Genomic DNA, 21470 nt, shown 5'->3' with positions numbered 1-21470 from the left:
GAGCCCGCAAATGTCAAGAAAAGCCGCCATGGCGGTGCGAGGGAGCGCGATGCGGCTTCGATCGTTACGCAGGTTCACCCACCGGAGGCTTCCCGCTCGATGGCACCTTATGCCGATCCCGAACCGCTTGCCGAGGGCGTAGCCGCGGGGCATGCCCCGACGATGCCGCCGCTCGCCCAGCCCAGCTTCACCGTCGACGGCAACCGGCTGACGCTGCTGCCCGAGGGGCCCGAGCGGATGCGCGCGCTACTCGGGCTCATCGCGGGTGCCGAGCGGACGCTGCGGGTGCTCTATTACATCTATCTCGACGACGCGGCCGGCGCCGCGGTGCGCCAGGCGCTGCTCGATGCGGCCGCGCGGGGCGTGCGCGTCTACCTGATCGTCGACGGGCTCGGCAGCGAGCATGCAGAGAGCAACGACTTCTTCGCGCCGCTCCACGCCGCGGGCATCGAGGTGTGCCGATTCGTGCCGCGCTGGGGGCGGCGCTATCTCCTGCGCAACCACCAGAAGCTGGCACTGGCCGACGAGGCGCGGGTGATCGTCGGCGGGTTCAACATCGAATCGAGCTATTTCGGCACCATCGCCGAGCAGGCGTGGCGCGACATGGGGCTGCTCGTCGAAGGCCCGGCGGCCGAGCGGCTGACCGGCTATTTCGATTCGCTCGCCGCCTGGGCCAAGCGGCCGCGCGCGACGCTGCGGTCCTTGGGGCACACCCTCAAGGCCTGGAGCGAGCCCGAGGGCGATACGCGCTGGCTGCTCGGCGGCCCGATGCGGCGGCTGTCGCCCTGGGCGCGGGTGGTGAAGCACGACATGGAGCGGGCGAACCGGCTCGACCTGATCGCCGCCTATTTCGCGCCCAGCCCGGCGATGCTGCGGCGATTGGACAAGGCCGGGCGGCGCGGCCAAGTGCGGCTGGTGCTGCCGTCGAAGCTCGACCATACCGCCGCAATCTGGGCGGCGCGCTTCACCTATGCCGGGTTGCTGCGCAAGAACGTGCAGATCTATGAATATCAGCCGACCAAGCTGCACACCAAGCTCTACGTGATCGACGATGTCGTCCATATCGGCTCGGCCAATTTCGACATTCGCAGCATGTTCCTGAACCTGGAGCTGATGCTGCGCGTCCACGACCCGGCCTTTGCCGCACATGTCCGCAGCTATGTCGACGGCGAGATCGCGCAGTCCGAGCGGATCACCCCCGAACTCTACAAGGCGCGCACCGGCTGGTGGACGCGGGTGAAGCAATTCGGGGCGTATTTCGTGATGGCGGTGCTCGACTATAACGTCACCCGCCGCCTGAACTTCGGCGACAAGGGCCCGGTGGAGCATTGATCGCGGGCATAGAAGTCTATCCCACCGCCACTTCCAGCGGTTCGACATCCACCGACACGTGCATCGCCTGCGCGCCCGAGCCGAGCACGATGCCGTCGATCGGTGCGATGTCGGCATAGTCGCGGCCGATCGCCATGACGATGTGATCCTCGGCCATCCAGATGCCGTTGGTGGGATCGACGCCCACCCAGCCGAGATCGGGCCCGCACCAGAGCAGTACCCAGGCATGGGTGGCATCCGCCCCCACCAGCCGCGGCTGGCCCGGCGGCGGCAGGGTGCGCAGATAGCCCGAGACATAGGCGGCGGGCAGCCCGGCCGCGCGCAGGCCGGAGAGCATGATCTGCGCGAAATCCTGGCAGACGCCCCCCCGCTTCGCGAACGCCTCGTGCGGCGGCGTGTCGACCAGCGTGGCGGTAGGATCGAAGGCGAAGTCGCGCTGGATCCGCTGCGCCAGCGCGATTCCCGCTTCGAGGATGCCGCGGTCCTGCCGCAGCTCTTCCGCGCACCAGGCGGCGATGCTGCGGTCCAGCGGAATCAGCGGCGAGGGGAAGAGGTACGCGGCGGGGCCAGCGGGCGTGGGGTCGCGGCTGTCGCGCGCCCAGGCGGCAATCTGGGCGATGGTCGGGTCGCTCGCGGCGGGGATCGGGATCTGCCGGTCGACACGCACCCGCGCGCGGCTCTCGATCGTCAGGCTGCTCGCGGCATGCTCGACCAGCAGCCGTACGACATTGGCGAGCCCGGCTTCGGCGCGTGCCGGATAGGTGCGGCCGCCCGGCTGCACGCTCAGCGCATATTCCTCGATCATCTGGCCGGACCAGAGGATCGGCTTCAGCCGCAGGTTGCAGCGCGCGAAGGCGACCGGCTGGTCGTAATCGAACCGCGTTACATGGCGGATGCCGTAGAGCATCATGCGAGGACGAGCCCCGCCGCGCGCAGCGGCTCGGCGCCGTGGAGGAAATAGCGGCGGGCGATCGCCTCTGAGAGGCTCCACAGCCGCGACTGGAGATCGCCGAACCAGGCATCGTCGATCGCGGTGGCGCGGGCGGTGACCAGCGTGGCGGCGATGCTGCGTGCCTGTTCCTGCTGCGCCTCGGCCAGTCCGTCGTCGGAGAGGACCGGCAGCGCGTTGAGGTGCGCCGAGAGCGCCGCCGCCTGGAAGGCGAGGCCGCGCGGGTTGCCCGGATCGAGCGCAAGCAGGTCGAGCACCGGCACGCGGGCGATTCCCGTCAGGTAGCGCTGGCGATAGCTGATCTGGCTGTCGGCCAGGTCGAGCAGGGTCGAAAGGTCGTCGGCGGTTGCCTGGGCGCCGCCGAGCGCGCGCAGGAAGCCGATCGTCGCCAGCGCGCGCTCGATGCGGCGGCCGAGATCGTGAAAGCGCCACGCATCGGTGCGGCCCATATGCTCGCCGGCCTGCCCCGCCAGCGCCGAATAGCGCCGCTGGAGCGAGCCGGCGCGATCGAGCAGCACGCCGCGTTCGGGGAAGGGCGCGTCGAGCAGCCGGATCATGTCGGCCGAGAGCCGGTCGCGCGAGACCGCGCCGATCGAGCGCGCCTGGCGGTTGATGGCGCGGACGCTGGTCCAGCCTTCGGTCGATTCGAGCGCGGTGCGGGCGAGCGCGGTCAGGTCCTGCCGCTTGAGGCCGCGCGGGGCGGGGGCGGCGTTGGCCGTCACCACCAGCTGGGCGAGCCGGTCGACCGTCTCGGCTGAAAGCGCCGCGCCGGTATCCGCGCTGATCGAATGGCCGAGCAGCACGCGCAGCACCGAGAGCAGCGCCTCGCCGCGCTCCAGATAGCGGCCGAGCCAGAACATGTTGTCCGCCACCCGGCTGGGCAGCGTCCCGGGGTTGCGGCGCAGCTGGGTCGAATCGCCCGAGGGGAGCAGCGACACCGGCGCGACCGGATCGGGCCCGTGGATGCAAACGTCGGCCGACCAGCTGCCTTCGCCCATCACCGCGGCGCGGGCATCGGCATGCTCGCCGATTCGCGCGAACCCGCCGGGGAGCACCGTCCAGGCACCCGCGGCATCGCGCGCCGCGAAGACGCGCAGCGTGAACGGGCGGGGCGCCAGCCGATCCTCGGCGACGAAGGGCATGGTCGAGAGGCAGACGACTTCCTGCCCGACATAATCCTGCGGCCGGCGCGTCATGTCGTCGCGCAGCGCCGCACGCGCGGCCTCGTCGAGATGCGCGCCGAGCACCGCCTTGCCCTCGGGCAGGCCGAGCGGCGGAGTGCCGAAGGCGGGGGCCACGACCATCTGGTCGAGATTGGCCGCGACATGCGCCGCTTCGGCCGACTGTCCGCACCACCAGGTCGCGATATTGGGCAGGCGCAGCGACTCGCCGAGCAGGATCTCGCTTAGCCGCGGCAGGAAGGCGGCGAAGGCGGGCGCCTCGAGCAGCCCCGCGCCCGGCGCATTGGCGATCACGACATTGCCCGCCACGGTCGCGTCGATCAGCCCGGCGACGCCGATCTTCGAATGCGAATCGAGCGCCAGGGCGTCGAGATAGCGGGGGTCGAACCGGTGCCACAGCGCGTCCACGCGCTTCAGCCCGGCGATCGTGCGGACATAGACGCGATCGTCTAGCACCGCGAGATCGGCACCCTCGACCAGCAGAAAGCCGAGATAGCGGGCGAGATGCGCCTGCTCGGCATAGCTGGCGGTGAAGCGACCGGGGGTGAGCAGCGCCATGCGCGGCTCGGCGCGGCGGCAGGCGGCGGCGATGCCGTCGCGGAAGGCGGCGAAGAAGGGGGCGTGGCGCTCGATGTTAAGGCGGCCCTGCAAGCCCCCCAGCGTCCGCGCCATCGCCAGCCGGTTCTCCAGCGCATAGCCGGCGCCGGCAGGGCCGCGGAGATGGTCGGCGAGCACGCGCCAATGCCCGTCCGGGCTGCGGCACAGGTCGAAGGCGACGAAGTGAAGGTGATGGCCCCCCGGTGGGGTCAAATGGGTCAGCGGGCGCAGGAAGAAGGGGCTGCCGGTGAGCAGCGCGGCGGGGAGGTGGCCGTCGGCGATCAACTGGTTCGGGCCGTACAGGTCCTGGAGCAGCCGCTCCATCAGTTCGGCGCGCTGGGCTACGCCCGCCGCGATGCCGCGCCATTCGGCCTGGTCGATCAGCAGCGGCACCGGGGAGAGCGGCCAGGGGCGCTCGTCGCCTTCGTCGCCGATGCGATAGCCGGTGCCGATATCCTCGGCATGGCGATGCGCACGTTCGCGGGCGATCGTCAGCCCGTCGCCGGAAAGCCCTGCCAGTTCCTCGAACAGCCCGCTCCAGGGGGCGCCGCGTTCGGCGCACAGCACATCGCCGGCGGGTGCATGGCCGCAATAGTCGGCGATCCAACGATCGGCGATCGTGCCCGCATCAAACAATCCCGCCTCGGCAAGGCTGGCCACAGCTGCTTCCCTTTCTCGGCCGCGGTGATGGGCGAAACGATGGTGCCATGCAACACGGGAGATATGCGGGACGGTCTCAGCCGAGCTTGGCGAGCGCCTCGTCCAGGGTACACAACCCTGCAACGCCGCGTGCGTTGCACCCGGGCACGGGAAGAATCCGATCGTGCGGGCCTTTCAGCCCCAGCGGTGCTGCGGTGCGGAGCTGCTCCAGCGTTTGCGCGCGGTAGCGGACCCGCACATAGCGCTTGCCGGCCTTGTCGTGCAGCCGCTCCAGCACCAGGGCGCCGCCGGGCACGGGATCGTCGGCGGCGAAGCCGGGGACCTGCCAGTGCACGTCGAACAGACCGCCGAGATTGGCGACATTGGTGTCGTGGCCGGAGATCATCGTCACCTTCGGGCCGCTGCCGGCGAGGCTGGCGCGGACGATATCGGCCAACCCGGCGAAATTCGCCGCCGCGATAGGCCTAGGCCGGGCGAGGATGCGGAATTCGAGCGCGTGGAATTCGCCGAGCGCGGCCACATCGGCAAGGGTTGCGCGGCCCCAGCCCAGCTGCGCCGCCGGCATGCCTTCGGCCGCCTCCAGCAGCAGGATCTGCGCCGCGGTGGACGCGCGGTCGAGTGCGCCGGTCAGCTTGGGCCGCTTGTCCGCGCGCGCCGGGGCAAGCCCGGTCGGGGTGCCCGACACGCCGCAGCCGGGGCGCGGGGTGCCGCACAGGATGGTGTCGATCCGCGCTAGCAGCGGCCCGTAGCGCGCGTCGAGTGCTGCGAACCCGCCGGGCCCCACTTCGGCCGCCACCGCTGCATCCGCCTTGGCGGGATAGAGCGGCGCCTTGCCCGATTCGATCGCGTTGAAGCGCGGGTCGGGCTCGTCCTGCGGGCGATGATCGATGGTGAGCGTGCAGCCCGGCGCCAGCGTTCCCGCCCAGGCCTTGGCAGTCTCGATCGTCCGCTGGTCGCTATCGGCGACGATGCGAATCGCTCCGGGCACCGGGCAGCCCTTGGCGGGGAGCAGGCGGTGGAAACGCAACGCCGTGCCGTCGGCCGCGCCCAATTGCGCTACCGCCGCTGCGCCGTGCGGCGTGAGCCAGCCCGGCTGGGTCGGCCAGTCCGGCCAGCGCTCGGGCGTCACCTCGGGCGGCATCGCCGGGGCCTTGGTGGGCGGGCGCACGCCGTGGCGCATCAGCAGCACGACGCGGTCCACCACCAGCGGATCGGCGGGGCGCGCCGCGGCAATCGCAGGAGAACCGAGCGCGAGGGTTAGGCACAATCCGATCCGCAGTTTCATCGTCTCGTCGTCCTTCAGAAGTGGATCTGCACGCCGCCGCGCAGCTGGGTGCCGTAGCGCTCGCGCTCGACCAGCTGGGTGCGGGTGCCGATATAGCGCCGCCACGGCGCGTCGGTGAGGTTGGTCGCATCGCCGAACAGCGTGAACTGCGGCGTCACCTGATAGCTGAGGTGGACGTCGAGCTGGCCGTTGCCATCGGTATATTGGTCGGCGGCGGCGGTGGTCGCGATCGTGTCGAGATAGGAGGAGCGGTAGTTGAACGCCACGCGCGCGCTCAGCCCGGATTTCTCGAAGAAGATCTGCGCATTGCCGACATTCTTCGACTGATAGGCGAGCGGCACGTCGCCCGCGCGGATCACGCCGGCATTGGCATGGCCCCAGACATGGGTGAAGTTCGCCGACACGCCGAAGCCGCTCAGCACGCCCGGCAGGAAGGTGAACTGCACCTGCACATTGCCTTCGACGCCGGTGATCGTTTCCGAATCGGCGTTGAGCAGCTGGGTGACGTTGGCCGCCGCATAGGTCACGCCCGCGGCGGTGAAGTTGGTCTGGCGATTGGTGTTGCTGTAGATCGGATTGTCGATCTGCTTGTGGAACGCCCCCGCCGAGAGGATCGCACCCGGCGCCGGATAATATTCCAGCGCCGCGTCATAATTCACCGCGCGATAGGGCTTCAGATTCGCATTGCCGAGCGAGATCGCGGCGGCCGAGGGATCGCTGGTGTCGACCACCACGAAGGGCGCGAGATTGGCGTAGTTGGGGCGGCCGATCGAGGTCGTCACCGCGCCGCGCAGCAACAGGTTGCGGGCAAATTCGAACTTGGCGTTCACGCCCGGAAACACGTCCGTATAGCTGGTGTGGCCGAAGCTGTTATAGCCGTCGGTCAGCGTCGAGGCGGCAGTGACCAGCTTGGCCTTCACGTCATCCTCGGTATGTTCGACGCGCACGCCCGGGACCAGGGTGAGCCCGCCGAGCTTGAGCGTCGCCATCACATAGCCTGCGGCGATCTTCTCCCGCACGTCGAAATCGTTCGACAGCGTGTCGCTCAGCGTGCCCGCCTTGTCGATCGCGGCGACGCCCGAGTTCGCATCGAAATACGCCTTGGCCGCGTCGTAGTTGATCCGCGTGCCGAAGCCGAACATGCCGTCGTAAAAGTCGCTCGCGCCGGGATAGCCGACCGGATTGGCCAGCGTCCACACGGTTTTGGTCGCCTTGTAGTTGGTCTTGTTCTGATCGTTGAACTTGTCGCGGGTCAGATATTTGCCGCCCAGCTTGAAGGTGGAGCCGTCGCCGATGCCGATATCGTGCGTATAGTCGAACCGGCCCTGCCACAGTTCCTCGTAGGTGCTGCGCTGATCGAAATTCACCTTGCTGAAGGTGAACAGCGAAGGCGTGGTGAAGGCGGGCGTGGTCGGCGTCAGCGTGTAGGGATAAGTCGAGGGATCATAGGTGGACGTCAGCGCGCCCTTGGCGGTGGTGAAGGTGAACTCGCTGCGCAGCGGGTCCAGCTTCTCGGCGCGGGTCCAGTTGCCCGACAGCTCCAGCGTGCCGCCCGCGACCTGACCGAACTCGCCGCCCAGCGTCACCGACTTGGTGTTGTCGTCCTCGTTGCGGTTGCGCACTAGGATCGTGCCGGTGGCCTTGGGCGTCGCGCCCGGCGTGGTGATGGCGAGCCGGTTCTGGTCGCGGGTCTCGTGATCCTGGAACTTGGAATAGCTGGTGCGCAGGTAGAGCTTCACCGTGTCGCTGGCATGCCAGTCGAAATTGCCGACCACGCCCAGCCGGGTGCGGGTGAGGTTATAGTCGCGCAGGCCGTTGCCGTCCGGCACGCCGTTCACCCAGTTGGTCGAGCCCTGATAATTCTGGCTCTCGATCGGGCGCTGAGAATAGTTGACCGAGACGACCGCGCCGAACTGCTGCCGCGCGCCGAAGCGGCCGCCCACCGTGCCGTCCAGCTCGTACGGCACCTTGTGGTTGAGCGAATACCAGCCCTGCGCGGCGCGCGCGTCGAGGAAGAAGGGCTTGGCGCTGTCGAAGCCGGTGCGGGTGCGGATCGCGACTTCGCCGGCGATGGCGTTGGCGTCCTGGCTCGGCAGCAGCGACTTGGTGACCGCCACCGACTGGATCATCGCCGAGGGCAGGTCGTCCAGCTTCACCTGGCGGCCCGCGGGCTCGGGCGCGGGCAGCGTCTGGCCGTTGAGCGTCACGTTGAGCAGGCTGGGATCGATGCCGCGGACGATCGCATAGCGGCCCTCGCCCTGGTCGTTGGCGACCGACAGGCCGGGCAGGCGCTTGATCGCCTCGGCGACGTTCTGGTCGGGCAGCTTGCCGACATCGTTGGCGTGGAGCGTCTCGATCACATTATCCGCGGCGCGCTTCTCGGCGACGGCTTCGCGCTGCGAGGCGCGGAAGCCGGTGACGACGATGTCGGCCGGAACCGGGACCGTGTCCGGCGCGGTATCGCTCCCCTGCGCACGCCATTCGCCGGGGACGATGACGTAGCGATTCGCGCCGGTGCTGATGGCGATCAGGCCGGTCTTGGCCAGCATGCGCTCCAGCGCGTCGCTGGCAGGCAGCTTGCCGGTCACGGCGTTGGTGCGGTGGCCCGCGCCCACATTGTTGGCTACGATGATCTGCATGCCGCTCTGACGCGCGAACAGCAGCACCGCGCTCGTCACGTCCTGTGCCGGAATGTTGAAGCGCTGCACCTGCGCCAGCGCCGGCTGGGCGAGCGTGCTCATCGCCACGACAGCCGTCGCGCCGAGCCAGCGATACTTCGAGATCATGTCTTCCACCCCAAGGCGCCGGAATGGCGCGGTTCTCATGGGCCTGACGGCGGGGGCGGCGATTTCCTTACCCTCGCGCTACTTTTTTTCGGGATCGCCGAGCAGGATCGCGTCTGGGCCGATACGCGCCCGGGTGCCGAGGCCGATCGCGGCGCTCTGTGCGAAGCCGGCGGGATCGTCGATGCGGAAGGCGCCGTACAGTTTCTCTCGGGCGAGCGCGGGGCTGGCCAGGGTGATCTGCAGCTGGTTGTGGCGATTGAGCTCGGCCACCGCCTCGCCCAGCGTCTCGCCGTCGAGATCGAGCCGGCCGCTGGTCCAGCCGAGCGCGCGTTCGATGCCGGGTGCGTCGACATGCTCGACCTTGGCGAGCGCGGCCCCATTGATCGCGAAGCGCGTGCGCTGGCCGGCGGTGAGGCGCAGCGTGCGGCCGCCGGCGGCAACGGCGACCACGCCTTCGCGCACCAGCACGTCCACGGTGCCGCCCGCGCGATCGGCATCCACCTGGAAGACGGTGCCGATATCGGTGATCGTCACGTCGCCGACGGTGACGCGGAACGGCGCGGCGGCGTCATGGCGGACGCGGAACAGTGCCTTGCCATCGTGGAGCGCGACGGTGCGGGCGCCGCTGCCGATTCGGGTGACGAGATCGCTGCCTGCATCGATCGCGAGCGAGGAGCCGTCCTGCAACGCCACCGATCGCACCTCGCCGATGCCGGTGCGGATCGCCTCGCCGCGGGCGGGCAGCAGCAGCGCGGCGGCGACGAGCGCGGCGGCCAGGGTGGCGCTTGCCCCGCCCAGCCACCAGAAACGGCGGGAGCGGCCGGGATCTTCCGCCACCAGCGTTTCGGGCACCGCCGCCCCCAGCATCACCAGCGTCGCCTGCGCCCGCAGCAGCGCGCCGGCATGGGCAGGATCGGCGCGCAGCCAGCGATCGAGGCCGGCGGGCGCAGTATCGGACGATGCGTCGATGCGGGCCGCCCAGCGGGCAGCCTCGTCTTCAAGCCGGGATGCGGTGTCGCCGCGGTTCGCCAACGCCCTGATCTTCCTTCTCGAACCGCTCGGTCCGTACCGCGTGCTGGATGCGCCGCAACGCCTTCTGTACGTCGTTCTCGACGATGCTTTCACTTACCCCGAGCCGCCGCGCAATCTCTCTTTGCGGCAGCCCTTCGATCCGCTTGAGCGTGAAGATGGTGCGGCATCGCTCGGGCAGGTCGGCGAGCAATCGCTCCACCATCCGCACCTGCTCGCGCGCCGCCACCGCCGCTTCCACGCCCAGTTCCTCTGCCTCGACGAGCCACTGGGCAATTTCCGTAAGTTCCTCGAAGCGAACCACACGCGCGCGGCGCAGCTGGTCGCGCCAAAGGTTCTTCACCACCTGCATGAAATAGGCGCCGGGCCGATCGACATGGGCGATGCTGTCCATCGCGGCGAAGCGGCAATAGGCCTCCTGGATCAGATCGTCGATGTCGGCTTCGGCAACGCCGGCACGGCGCAGCGCGCCGCGCACCTGGGGCTCCTGCGGCACCACATGGCGTGCCACCCAGCGAATGATCTCGGACGAAGCTGTGCGCACGGACCTGCCTTCCCGGGAGCGCCGCTAGAGCCTCCGTGCGAAAGTCTCGTGACGGACAGGTTACAGATCGGGGAGCGTCTGGTCGGCGGTCCCCCAGCCCCGCAGTGCCCGGCTGCCCGCGCGTTCGATCAGCGTGGCGGCATCCTGAATCGTGAAGACGTGGGCGCTGTCGATCGTCCTGAGCTCGGTCCAGGTGACAGGGGTGGCAACCGGCGCGTTGGCCCGAGCGCGCGCGACATAGGGGAGCACCGCCGTCGCGCCGCGCTGGTTGCGCAGATAGTCGATGAAGATGCGGCCCGTGCGGCTCGCCTTTTTCAGGTTGGCGGTGAAGCGCTCGGGCTCGGCCTGAGCGAGCGCGCGGGCGAAGCGCTCGCAGAAGCTCTTCGCCGCCGGCCATTCGGCCTGCGGCACCAGCGGCACCACGACGTGCACGCCCTTGCCGCCGGAGAGCATCGGCCAGCTGGTCAGCCCGATCTCGGCGAGCTGTTCCTTCAGATGCTCGGCGGCCTTCTTGACCACATCGAAATCGAGGCCCTCGTCGGGATCAAGGTCGAACACCAGCCGGTCGGGCTTCTCGACATCGGCGATGCGCGAGCCCCAGCCATGGAATTCGATCGTGCCCATCTGCACGCAGGCGAGCATGCCGTCGGCATCGGAGACGTAGAGATAGGGCTCGGTCGATCCGTCCTTCTCGCGGATATCGACATGGTGGACCTGCTCGCCGAAGCTGCCGGCGTCATGCTTCTGGAAGAAGCACTGCTTGGCGCGGCCCTGCGGACAGCGGACCAAGCTGATCGGCCGCTCCGCAAGCCAGGGCAGGGCGATAGGCGCGACCGCGGCGTAATAGTCGGCGAGGTCGCCCTTGGTGAGCTTCGACTCTGGGAAGATCACGCGGTCGCGGCTGCTGATCTTGATGGCGGACGGCGCGGCGTCGGGGAGCGCGGACGGCTCTTCGGCGACGACGGCGTCGGCCGTTTTGTCCTCGCGGAGACCCAGGAAGCTGGCATGGCGGACGACGTTCTCGGCGGTGAACTCGGCGAAGGCGATTTCCGCAACCAGCTCAGGCTTCACCCACTGTGCGCCGCGCGCCTCCGGGCGGGGAACTTTGGCGGCGGGCTTGTCGGTGGCGAGCGCGTCGAGGCGTTCGCGCATCGAGAGCAGCGTCTCGGTATTGAACCCGGTGCCGACCTTGCCGGCATAGACGAGGCCGTCGGGTCCGTTCAGCCCGAGCAGCAGCGACTTGAAGCCGCGGCCCTTCGCGTTGGAGGCGCTCCATCCGAGGATCACGAACTCCTGGCGGTGCGTGCACTTGATCTTGAGCCACGCCTTGCTGCGCGTGCCGCGATAAGGCGCATCGGCGCGCTTCGAGACGACGCCCTCAAAGCCTTCGCGGCACATGTTCTCGAACAGCTTTTCGCCCTGGCCAATGATATGTTCGGAAAAGCGGATACGGTCGTCGGCACCGTCGAGCAGCGCGCGCAACCTCTCCTTGCGGTCGATCTGGGGGAGGGCGGTGATGTCCTCGCCAGCATCGGCGAGCAGGTCGAAGGCGAAGCAGAGCAGCCCCTCGCCGCCGGCGGAGATCGCGTCTTGCAGCGTGGAGAAATCGGGCTTGTCGCCTTTCATCGCGACGATTTCGCCGTCGACCAGCGCGCCCGGCGGCAGGGTGGCGGCGGCTTCGGCGATGCCGTGGAATTTCGCGGTCCAGTCGAGGCCGGAGCGGGTGTAGATCTTCGGCCCGCCGCTGCCGGTGGCGATCAGCGCGCGATAGCCGTCATACTTGATCTCGTGGAGCCACTGGTTGCCGGTGGGGACGGTATCGACCAGCGTAGCGAGCTGGGGGGATTGGAAGGCGGGGGCCTTAGATCCCTTGCCGGAAGCGCGCTTCGTTTTCGCTCCCCTCCCGCTTGCGGGAGGGGCTGGGGGAGGGACTGATGTGGGAGAAGCACTGCTAGGGCTCAGCCCCTCCCCCGACCCCTCCCGCAAGCGGGAGGGGAGCGCGCGGGGGGAGCGCTTCCCCTTATTGGAAGGTGGCTTCTTCCCCTCGGCAATCTCCTGCATCGTGCGGCCTGTGGTGACGCTGGTCAGCCCGGCCTCGACCAGCTCGTCCGTGGCGCCGGCATGCTCGTCGTTGATCTTGCGGAGCAGCCAGTTCTCGGCCTTCTCCTTGCCGCGGGGTTTCAGCCGGATCAGCAGCCATTCGCCCTGCATCCGCTCGCCGTGCAGCACGAAATGGAGATGGCCCTTCTCCAGATCCTTGGCGCTCTTGCCCGGGATCGGTTCCCAGGTGCCGGTGTCCCACAGCATCACCGTGCCGCCGCCATATTCGCCCTTGGGGATGGTCCCCTCGAAATCCGCATAGGAGAGCGGGTGATCCTCGGTGCGGACCGCCAGCCGCTTCTCGTCGGGGTCGAGGCTGGGCCCGCGCGTCACCGCCCAGCTCTTGAGCACGCCGTCCACTTCCAGACGGAAGTCCCAGTGCAGCCGCGTCGCGTCGTGCTTTTGAACAATGAAGCGGTTGCCGCTGCCCTTGGCGACCTTGCCCGCCGGCTCCGCCGTCTTGGCGAAGTCGCGCTTGGCGTTGTAGCGGGCGAGGCTGTCGGCGTCAGGCACGCTTCTTCGCCGCCGGCTTCTTGGCCGGTGCCTTCTTCGCCGGCGCCTTGGCCTTGGGGGCGGGCTTGGCGTCGCCGGGCCCAAGCGATTTCTTGAGCGCCGCCATCAGGTCGACCACGTTCGAGCCGCGGCTCTCCGGCTTGTCGGGATCCTCCAGGATCTTGGCGCCCTTGGCCTTTTTCTTCTTCTCGATCAGCTCGCGCAGCGCATCGACATAGCGGTCGTGAAAGCCCTTGGGGTCGAACTTGCTCGCCTTCTTCTCGATCAGCGTCTGGGCGAGGTCGAGCAGCTCGGGATCGGGCTCGCTGTCCGGGATCTCGCGGAAATAGCCCTGCGCCTTCTGCACTTCGTCGGCATAGCGCAGGGTCTCGAGGATCATGCCCCGCCCGCAGGGCTTGAGGCTCACCACATATTCGCGCCCGCGCATCGCCAGCTGGCCGAGCCCCACCTTGCGCGCCCGCCGCAGCGCCTCGCGCAGCACGATGAACGCTTCCTCGGCGAGGTCGTCTGCCGGCACCACGAAATAAGGCCGCTCGTAATAGAGCACGTCGATCTCGTCGGCGTCGACGAACTGGGTCAACTCCAGCGTCTTGCGCGATTCGAGCTTCACCGCGTCGATCTCGTCCTGCTCGAGCAGGACATACTCGCCCTTCTCTACCTCATAGCCCTTGACGATCTCGTCGGGCTCGACCGCGCCGACGCCAGGGGCGACCTTCTCGTACTTGATGCGCTGGCCGCTCGGCTCGTGGATCTGGTGGAAGGCGATCTGCGCGCCCGATTTGGTGGCGGTGTAGATCTCGACCGGAATCGAAACGAGGGCCAGCCGTATCTGTCCCTGCCAATAGGCGCGCGCGGCCATGCGGAAGTCTCCTCGTTGCAGGCCCGATTCAATTCCCCAAAGTTCAGTCTGTTCCGCCCATCGCAACGGCGGCGTTTAGGCTGTAGAGGCAAACCCCATGAGCACCGATCCCTTCGCGCTTTTCCACGACTGGTACACCGAGGCGCGTACCACCGAGATCAACGATTCCAACGCGGTGGCGCTGGCGACTGCGGATGCGCAGGGGCATCCGTCGGTGCGGATGGTGCTGCTGAAGGGCTATGACGAACGCGGCTTCGTCTTCTACACCAATCGCGAGAGCCGCAAGGCCGGCGACCTCGCCGCCAACCCGCATGTGGCGCTGCTCTTCCACTGGAAGTCGCTGCGCCGCCAGATCCGCATCGAAGGGCCGATCGGCTTTGTCAGTGATGCCGAGTCTGACGCCTATTTCGCCAGCCGCAGCCGCGATTCGCAGCTCGGCGCCTGGGCCTCGGACCAATCGCGCCCGCTCGACAGCCGCGCCACCTTCGAGGCGCGCTTCGCCGAGGTGCAGGCGCGCTTCGACGGCCAGCCGGTGCCGCGCCCGCCGCATTGGGGCGGCTATCGCGTGACGCCCGAGCGGATCGAGTTCTGGCTCGACCGCGAGCATCGCCTGCACGAGCGCCGCGTCTTCACCCGCGCCGGCGAGGGCTGGCAAGAAGGCATGCTCTACCCGTGAGCAACCTCGCCCGCCGCGCGGCGATCGCCAGCGTGTGCAGCGCGCTCTTCCTCGGCGCGCTCAAATCCTATGCGGCGGTGAAGACGGGATCCGTCGCCGTGCTCGCCAGCCTAGCCGATTCGGGGCTCGACCTCGTCGCCTCGCTGGTGACGCTGGGCGGGGTGCACTGGGCGTCGCAGCCGGCGGACGACGAACACCGCTTCGGCCATGGCAAGGCCGAGGCGCTGGCGGCTTTGTTCCAGGTGGTGATCATCGCCATTTCAGGTTTCGCAATCCTGCTGCGCGCGGTGCAGCGGCTGGTGCAGAACCAGCTGAGCGCCGATCCCGAGGCGGGGATCGCCGTCTCCTTGATCGCCATCGTCGTGACGCTGGCACTGACCCAATATCAGCGATCGGTGATCCGCCAGACCGGCTCGATCGCGATCACCACCGACAGCATCCATTACAGCTCGGACCTGTACCTCAACGCCGCGGTGATCGGCGCGCTGGTCTGCGAGAGCTATCTCGGCCTCACCGGCGCCGACCCCGTGTTCGGCATCGCCATCGCCTTCTGGCTGCTGTGGGGCGCGTGGCGCGCCTCGGTCGCGGCGATCGACCAGCTGATGGACCGCGAATGGCCCGAGGAGAAGCGCCGCCGCTTCGTCGAGATCGCGGCTGAGCACCCGGAGCTCAAGAGCCTGCACGACCTGCGCACCCGCACCAGCGGCAATCGCGATTTCGTGCAGTTCCACGTCGCCATGCGCGCCTGCATGACCATCGCCGAGGCGCATGACGTGGTCGAGCGGCTGGAAGGCGCGCTGGGCGAGGCGTTCCCGGATACCGAGATCCTGATCCACGTCGATCCGGACGGCCATGTCGACGAACCCGACAACGCGATGGCCGAGACCAATCTGCTCGACGAAAGCGGCGCACAAACCATCGGCCAGTAACAACCGGGCCGGGGGCTTCCTATCTGTGCGACCCAACGCCCGAGGAGTCGCCCCTTTGCATGCCCCCCAACCCCCCGCGCGGCTCGGCCGCGGCCTGACCTTCGCCATGGCGGCGGCGGCGGGCATCGCGGTCGCCAATATCTATTACAACCAGCCGACGCTGGGGATCATCGAGCGCGACCTGCCCGGCCAACCGGCGGGGCTGGTGCCGACTGCGACGCAGCTGGGCTATGCCGCAGGCCTGTTCCTGCTCGTGCCGCTAGGCGACCTGCACGAGCGCAAGCGGCTGATCATACTCCAGTTCCTGGTGCTGGCGGCGGCGCTGGTCGGCGCGGCGCTGGCGCCCAACGCCTGGATGCTGATCGGCGCGTCGCTGCTGGTGGGGGCGGCGGCGAGCGTGGCGCAGCAGATCGTGCCCCTCGCGGCGCATCTCGCCGATCCGGCGCGGCGTGGGCAAACGGTGGGTACGGTGATGGCCGGGCTGCTCTGCGGCATCCTGCTCAGCCGGACGCTGTCGGGCTTCGTCGGCACGCATCTGGGCTGGCGCGAGATGTTCTGGCTGGGCGTGCCACTGGCGCTCGGCACCGCGGGCGTCATGGCGTGGCGGCTGCCGCGCAGCGAGCCCGAGGCGACGCTCGGCTATGGCGCGCTGCTCGGCTCGCTGGGCGGTCTGTGGCGCGAATTCCCGGCGCTGCGGCTGGCGGCGATCACCCAGGCGCTGCTCTTCGCCGGCTTCACGGCGTTCTGGACCATCCTCGCGCTCTATCTGGAGACGCCGCGCTTCCGGCTCGGTGCGGACGTGGCGGGGTTGTTCGGCGTGGTCGGCGCGGCGGGCATCCTCGGTGCGCCGCTGGCGGGCCGGATCGCCGACAAGCGCGGGCCGCACCTGGTGGTGCTGATCGGCGCGCTGCTGGCGGTGGCGAGCTGGCTGCTGTTCGGGCTGTGGGTGAGCATCGCCGCGCTGGTGATCGGCGTCGTCGTGCTCGACTTTGCGGTGCAGAGCGCGCTCGTTTCCAACCAGCACATCATCTTCGCGTTGCGGCCCGAGGCGCGGGCGCGGCTCAACACCGTGCTGATGGGCTCGATGTTCCTCGGTGCCTCCGCCGGCTCCGCCACCGCGACGCTCGCCTGGGGCATGGGCGGGTGGACGGGCGTGGCGCTGCTCGGCGGTTGCCTGTCGCTGATTGCCGCACTGCTCCAGGTTATGAATCGCCGGAAAGGCTGAGACCGGGGGAACAGCCGCCGCTGCGTGTCGTTAGCCCGGGCATCAGGAGAAGCGCGATGCCCGATCCCGACGACCAGACCCGCACCCAGCCCCGCCCCAACCTCTCGACCGAACCCGGCGAGAAGGGCGACAAGGGCGGCACCAGCACGCAGCCACGGCCCAATATCTCGACCGAGCATCAGCGGGAGGGCGATGCCGCCCATCCCAGCGACACGCTCGATCGCGGCCAGCCCTGACGCAACCGCAAAGGGGCAAGACCGTGGAAGAACCGGAAACGGGGGCCACTGCACCTGCGCGCGATCAGGGCGGCGCCACCGCCGCGCTGTTGATCATCGACATGATCAACACCTTCGACTTCGAGGGCGGCGAGGAGCTGCGCGCGCGCGCCGAGGCGATCGCGGGGCCGATCCTCCAGCTGCGGGATGCGTTCGACGCCGCCGACCTGCCGACGGTCTACGTCAACGACAATTTCGGCGAATGGCATTCGGAGAAGTCGCGGCTGATCGAACAGGCGTTCGACGGCGCGCCCGACGGCCTGGCCAAGCTCAAGCCGCGCGACTGCGATTATTTCGTGCTCAAGCCCCAATTCTCCGGCTTCTACGCGACCAACCTGCCGGTGCTGCTGCCCAAGCTGGGCGTGCGGCGGCTGGTGCTGACCGGGGTCGCCACCGATATCTGCGTGCTGTTCACCGCCGGCGACGCGCACATGCGCGACTATGCGCTGTGGGTGCCCGAAGACGCGGTGGCGACGCAGGACGACGATCGCGGTCGCTGGGCGCTGGAGATCATCGCGCAGAGCATGGGTGCCGATATCGCTGCCATCAGCCAGCGATCGCCGCACGAATGGCTCGCCGAGGCCGAACATGCCTGAGCGCGGCGCGCGTCTTCTCCCGCTCTTGCTGCTGCTCGGTGGCTGCAGCGGCGCGAGCATCCTGCGCCCGGGCGGGCCGATCGGCGCGAACAACCGCACGATCCTGCTCGATTCGCTGGCGATCATGCTGGCGATCATCATCCCCACGATGATCGCCACGCTGGTCTTCGCCTGGTGGTTCCGCGCCGGCAACGGCAAGGCCAAGTATCGGCCGGAATTCGTCTATTCAGGTCGGATCGAGCTGATCGTCTGGTCCATCCCGCTGCTGACCATCCTGTTCCTCAGCGGGCTGATCTGGATCGGCAGCCACGCGCTCGATCCCGCCAAGCCGCTCGCGGAGAAGACGCCGCCGCTCGAGGTGCAGGTGGTGTCGCTCGATTGGAAATGGCTGTTCGTCTATCCCGCGCAGGGCATCGCGACGCTGAACGGCGCGGCGGTGCCCGCAGGTGTGCCGATCCGCTTTCGCCTCACCTCGGCGAGCGTGATGAACAGCTTCTTCGTGCCGCGGCTGGGCAGCCAGATCTACACGATGAACGGCATGGCGACGACGCTGCACCTGCAAGCCGACCAGCCCGGCAGCTATTACGGCCAGTCCGCGCACTTTAGCGGCGACGGCTTTTCGGACATGAATTTCCGGCTGCAGGCGGTGCCGGTGGCGGAGTTCACCCGCTGGGTGGCCGGCGTAAAGGCGGCGGGCGGCTTGCTCGACGGGCGGGCCTATCGCGTGCTCGCCCGCCAGAGTCAGCATGAGCCCGCCAAGCACTGGGGCGCGGTGCAACCGGGCCTGTTCGACATGATCGTCGCGCAACACCTCCCGCCCGCCCCCGGCCCCGAAGAGGGCCGCGACGGCCAACCACAAGTTTCCCCCGGAACGGCGGAGTAACGATGCTCGGTAAGCTCACCTGGTCCGCGATACCGTTCAGCCAGCCGATCCCGCTGATCGCCGCGGGCGGCGTGGCGCTGGCGCTCCTCGCGGTGCTCGGCTGGATCACGGTGAAGGGGCATTGGCCCTATCTGTGGAAGGAATGGATCACCTCGGTCGATCACAAGCGGATCGGGGTGATGTACGTGCTGCTCGGGCTCGTCATGCTGCTGCGCGGGTTCGTCGACGCGATCATGATGCGCACCCAGCAGGCGAGCGCGATCGGGCATGCCCAGGGTTATCTGCCGCCCGAGCATTACGACCAGATCTTCTCCGCGCATGGCACGATCATGATCTTCTTCGGCGCGATGCCGGTGGTGATCGGGCTGATGAACTTCGTCGTGCCCCTCCAGCTCGGGGTGCGCGACGTCGCCTTCCCCACGCTCAACTCGACGAGCTTCTGGCTCACCGCCTCGGGCGCGCTGCTCGTCAATATGAGCCTGGTGATCGGCGAGTTCGCGCGCACCGGCTGGCTGCCCTATGCGCCCTTGAGCGAGACGGCCTACTCGCCCGGCGTCGGCGTCGATTATTACGTCTGGGCGATCCAGATCTCGGGGATCGGCACGCTGATGTCCGGCATCAACCTGGTGACGACGATCCTCAAGCTGCGCGCGCCGGGCATGGGCTATCTGCGCATGCCGATGTTCTGCTGGACGGCGCTGGGCGCCAACATGCTGATCGTCGCGGCCTTCCCGATCCTCACCGCTACGCTCGCGATGCTGACGCTGGACCGCTACCTTGGCTTCCACTTCTTCACCAACGAAGCCGGCGGCAACATGATGATGTTCGTCAACCTCATCTGGGCCTGGGGGCATCCGGAGGTGTACATCCTCATCCTGCCGGCGTTCGGCATCTTCTCCGAGATCTTCTCCACCTTCTCGTCCAAGCCGCTGTTCGGCTATCGCTCGATGGTCGCGGCGACCTTGTTCATCGTCGTCGTGTCCTTCACGGTGTGGCTGCACCATTTCTTCACCATGGGGGCGGGGGCGGACGTCAACGCCGCCTTCGGCATCGCCACCAGCATCATCGCGGTCGGCACCGGCGTGAAGATCTACAATTGGCTGTTCACCATGTATGGCGGCCGCCTGCGCTTCCCCACGCCGATGCTGTGGTCGCTCGCCTTCATGATGACCTTCGTTATCGGCGGGATGACCGGGGTGCTGCTCGCGGTGCCGCCCGCCGACTTCATGCTGCACAATTCGATGTTCCTGGTCGCGCACTTCCACAACGTCATCAACTCGGGGGTGATCTTCGGCGCGTTCGCCGGCATCACCTATTGGTTCCCCAAGGCCTTCGGCTTCCGGCTCGATGAGTTCTGGGGGAAGATGGCCTTCTGGTTCACGCTGGCCGGCTTCCTGATCGTGTTCGGCGCGCTCTATGTGCTGGGTCTGGAGGGGATGACCCGGCGGCTGCAGCATATCGACTTCACCGAATGGGCGCCGTGGCTCTACGTCTCGGTGGCGGGGATTGGGGTGATGATCCTGGGCGTCGCCTCGCAGATACTCCAGATCGTCGTGAGCATCCGCAATCGCGATCAGTTGCGCGACGAGACCGGCGATCCCTGGGACGGTCGCTCGCTCGAATGGGCGACGACCTCGCCGCCGCCCGCGTTCAACTTCGCGGTGCTGCCCAAGGTACACGGCGAGGAGCCCTATTGGACGATCAAGCGCCAGGCGATCGAAAGCCAGGGCCTTGCCGACGAGCCCAAGTATGAGGCGATCGAGATGCCGCGCAACAGCGCGACCGGCATCGTCACCGCCTTCTTCGCCACGCTGATCGGCTTCGCGATGATCTGGATGATCTGGTGGCTGGCGGCGCTCGGCTTTGTCGGCGCCTATGCCACCTTCGTGGTCTTCGCCTGGCGCGACCAGGAGGAGAAGGAGATCCCGGCCGAGGAGGTCGCGCGGATCGATCGCGCCCGTCGCGCTGCGCGCCATAAGTGGCTGCAGGAAAATCCGGAGCAGCCGGCATGAGCGCCAAGGCACAGGATCCCTATCGCATCGGCCGCGGCGGCGGGGGCGGCAGCAACACCGGCCGCGGCGAGGGCGGCCCGGCGAGCAAGCGCACCACCGTCGGCTATGGCTTCTGGATCTACCTGCTCAGCGACATCATCCTCTTCTCGGGCTTCTTCGCCGCCTATGCGGTACTCGCCAAGCAGACCGCCGGGGGGCCTTCCCCACACGAACTGTTCGGCCAGGGGCGCGTGGCGATGGAGACGGCGGCGCTGCTCCTCTCCAGCTTCACCTGCGGGCTGGCAGGCGTCGCGGCGGAGAAGCGGAAGCTGCTCCCCGCGCAGCTCTGGCTGCTCGCCACCGGGCTGCTCGGCGCGGTGTTCCTCGGGCTGGAGCTAAGCGAGTTCGCCGAGATGATCGGCAAGGGCGCGGGGCCGCAGCGTAGCGCCTTCCTTTCCGCCTTTTACGGGCTGGTGGGCTTGCACGGGCTGCACATCGCGGTGGGGCTGCTCTGGCTGGGCACGATGATGGCGCAGTTCTGGGTGAAGGGCTTCCGGCCGCAGATCCAGCGCCGGCTGATGTGCTTCAACCTGTTCTGGCACGCGCTCGACATTGTCTGGGTCGGCATCTTCACGATGGTTTACTTGATGGGAGTGGCGCCATGAGCGAGCGCGAAACCGACAGCGGCGATACTGCCCCCGGCGACGAAGCCGCCGAGGGCGAGGAATTCGCCGGCGGCACCAGCGGCTATGTGGTCGGGCTGGGCCTCGCCGCGCTGCTGACGGCGGCGGCGTTCGCGATGGTCAATCTGCCTTTGGTCTGGCGCCCGGCCATTCCGATGGCGCTGGTGGTGCTCGCCATCGCGCAGATGGGCATCCACCTCGTCTTCTTCCTCCACGTGACCACCGGGCCGGACAACACCAACAATGTGCTGGCGCTCGCCTTCGGCACGCTGGTCGTGCTGCTTCTGATCGGCGGATCGGTGTGGATTCTGGGGCACCTCGACCACAACATGATGCCGATGGGGCGGCAGATGCACGGGTTTCCGTGATCTGCCGGA

Annotated in this window: 18 protein-coding genes; 10 read left to right on the top strand and 8 right to left on the bottom strand. The window is 68.3% G+C overall.

What is annotated here, in order from left to right:
• Positions 1-99: 99 nt before the first annotated feature.
• Entirely contained in the window at positions 100-1332 is a 1233-nt protein-coding gene (locus ACTJKY_RS02130) for a phospholipase D-like domain-containing protein (RefSeq protein WP_440843871.1), read from the top strand.
• Positions 1333-1348: 16 nt separating this feature from the next.
• On the opposite strand, the gene ACTJKY_RS02125 is transcribed toward ACTJKY_RS02130, so the two are convergent.
• From ACTJKY_RS02125 to ku, 8 genes are all read right to left on the bottom strand, one after another.
• Positions 1349-2239 (bottom strand): transglutaminase family protein, encoded by an 891-nt coding sequence (locus tag ACTJKY_RS02125; protein WP_440845204.1) that lies wholly within the window; start codon positions 2237-2239, stop codon positions 1349-1351.
• On the bottom strand, positions 2239-4719 hold the full coding sequence (locus ACTJKY_RS02120; RefSeq protein ID WP_440843869.1) for a circularly permuted type 2 ATP-grasp protein: 2481 nt from the start codon (positions 4717-4719) through the stop codon (positions 2239-2241). Before ACTJKY_RS02120 ends, ACTJKY_RS02125 begins: the two co-directional genes overlap by 1 nt.
• 76 nt (positions 4720-4795) lie before the next feature.
• Positions 4796-6004: a histidine-type phosphatase gene (locus ACTJKY_RS02115; protein ID WP_440843868.1), complete on the bottom strand. Its 1209-nt coding sequence runs from the start codon at positions 6002-6004 to the stop codon at positions 4796-4798.
• Between the two features lie 14 nt (positions 6005-6018).
• On the bottom strand, positions 6019-8790 hold the full coding sequence (locus tag ACTJKY_RS02110; protein WP_440843866.1) for a TonB-dependent receptor: 2772 nt from the start codon (positions 8788-8790) through the stop codon (positions 6019-6021).
• Between the two features lie 78 nt (positions 8791-8868).
• Positions 8869-9822 carry a FecR family protein gene (locus ACTJKY_RS02105; RefSeq protein ID WP_440843864.1) on the bottom strand — a complete coding sequence of 318 codons (954 nt, stop codon included), beginning with the start codon at positions 9820-9822 and terminating at the stop codon, positions 8869-8871.
• Positions 9788-10363, bottom strand: coding sequence for an RNA polymerase sigma factor (locus tag ACTJKY_RS02100; RefSeq protein ID WP_440843862.1), 576 nt, complete (start codon positions 10361-10363; stop codon positions 9788-9790). The genes ACTJKY_RS02105 and ACTJKY_RS02100 overlap by 35 nt, the downstream gene beginning before the upstream one ends.
• Before the next feature lie 60 nt (positions 10364-10423).
• Complete coding sequence (gene ligD / locus ACTJKY_RS02095) at positions 10424-12976, bottom strand: DNA ligase D (RefSeq protein WP_440843860.1); 2553 nt, start codon at positions 12974-12976, stop codon at positions 10424-10426.
• The gene (gene ku, locus ACTJKY_RS02090) at positions 12969-13835 is read right to left on the bottom strand and encodes a non-homologous end joining protein Ku (protein WP_440843858.1); all 867 of its coding nucleotides are present in this window, start codon (positions 13833-13835) and stop codon (positions 12969-12971) included. Before ku ends, ligD begins: the two co-directional genes overlap by 8 nt.
• A 97-nt stretch (positions 13836-13932) precedes the next feature.
• Between ku and pdxH the strand changes: the two genes are divergently transcribed.
• The 9 genes from pdxH to cyoD are packed head-to-tail and all read left to right on the top strand — an operon-like array spanning position 13933 to position 21461.
• On the top strand, positions 13933-14511 hold the full coding sequence (pdxH, locus tag ACTJKY_RS02085; RefSeq protein ID WP_440843856.1) for a pyridoxamine 5'-phosphate oxidase: 579 nt from the start codon (positions 13933-13935) through the stop codon (positions 14509-14511).
• Positions 14508-15440, top strand: a complete 933-nt coding sequence (locus tag ACTJKY_RS02080) for a cation diffusion facilitator family transporter (protein WP_440843854.1) — start codon at positions 14508-14510, stop codon at positions 15438-15440. Before pdxH ends, ACTJKY_RS02080 begins: the two co-directional genes overlap by 4 nt.
• A 55-nt stretch (positions 15441-15495) precedes the next feature.
• The gene (locus ACTJKY_RS02075; RefSeq protein WP_440843852.1) at positions 15496-16665 is read left to right on the top strand and encodes an MFS transporter; all 1170 of its coding nucleotides are present in this window, start codon (positions 15496-15498) and stop codon (positions 16663-16665) included.
• A gap of 56 nt (positions 16666-16721) precedes the next feature.
• Positions 16722-16901: a hypothetical protein gene (locus tag ACTJKY_RS02070; protein WP_141987882.1), complete on the top strand. Its 180-nt coding sequence runs from the start codon at positions 16722-16724 to the stop codon at positions 16899-16901.
• A 23-nt stretch (positions 16902-16924) separates the two neighbouring features.
• A complete protein-coding gene (locus ACTJKY_RS02065; protein ID WP_440843850.1) occupies positions 16925-17536 on the top strand; it encodes a cysteine hydrolase family protein in 612 nt (203 codons plus the stop codon).
• The gene (gene cyoA, locus ACTJKY_RS02060; protein ID WP_440843848.1) at positions 17529-18419 is read left to right on the top strand and encodes a ubiquinol oxidase subunit II; all 891 of its coding nucleotides are present in this window, start codon (positions 17529-17531) and stop codon (positions 18417-18419) included. Before ACTJKY_RS02065 ends, cyoA begins: the two co-directional genes overlap by 8 nt.
• Before the next feature lie 2 nt (positions 18420-18421).
• Entirely contained in the window at positions 18422-20431 is a 2010-nt protein-coding gene (gene cyoB, locus ACTJKY_RS02055; RefSeq protein WP_440843846.1) for a cytochrome o ubiquinol oxidase subunit I, read from the top strand.
• Positions 20428-21075 carry a cytochrome o ubiquinol oxidase subunit III gene (cyoC, locus tag ACTJKY_RS02050; protein WP_440843844.1) on the top strand — a complete coding sequence of 216 codons (648 nt, stop codon included), beginning with the start codon at positions 20428-20430 and terminating at the stop codon, positions 21073-21075. The genes cyoB and cyoC overlap by 4 nt, the downstream gene beginning before the upstream one ends.
• Complete coding sequence (gene cyoD, locus ACTJKY_RS02045) at positions 21072-21461, top strand: cytochrome o ubiquinol oxidase subunit IV (protein WP_141987886.1); 390 nt, start codon at positions 21072-21074, stop codon at positions 21459-21461. Before cyoC ends, cyoD begins: the two co-directional genes overlap by 4 nt.
• Positions 21462-21470 lie beyond the last annotated feature (9 nt).

Source organism: Sphingomonas sp. 22176 (assembly GCF_052045505.1).
Taxonomy (GTDB): Bacteria; Pseudomonadota; Alphaproteobacteria; order Sphingomonadales; family Sphingomonadaceae; genus Sphingomonas.
Note: the sequence above shows the minus strand (reverse complement) of the source record. Positions and strands in the feature narration are given on the sequence as shown.